Source organism: Natronogracilivirga saccharolytica (assembly GCF_017921895.1).
GTDB classification, from domain to species: domain Bacteria; phylum Bacteroidota; class Rhodothermia; order Balneolales; family Natronogracilivirgulaceae; genus Natronogracilivirga; species Natronogracilivirga saccharolytica.
This window is the reverse complement of the sequence record NZ_JAFIDN010000050.1, coordinates 1-252: the sequence shown is the minus strand read 5'-3', so window position 1 is coordinate 252 and position 252 is coordinate 1. Positions and strand designations below refer to the sequence as shown.

Below are 252 nucleotides of genomic sequence, written 5' to 3'. Positions count from 1 at the left end.
GCCGCTGCCCGCCCCCTGGCTGATCATGTTGTTGTTGGTGCGCACCGACAGGTCCAGACTGGCCGCATCCATGAGACGGTAGGATGCCCGCGCATTGCCGTTGATCTGCCAGGAGACGTTGCGGACCGGCACCTCCGGATCTCCGGCCACTTCCCGGGTCACCTGGTTGCGCGAAACGCCCATATTCACATTCGTATTCAACCTCCCGTCAAAAAACGTGTAGCCCATGCCACCGTTCAATCCCGCATTCTG

At 60.7% G+C, this 252-nt stretch carries 1 protein-coding gene; it reads right to left on the bottom strand.

What is annotated here, in order from left to right; translation table 11 throughout:
• Nucleotides 1-252 (bottom strand): hypothetical protein (locus tag NATSA_RS15375; protein WP_210513497.1); only part of this gene is annotated, 252 nt, incomplete at both ends.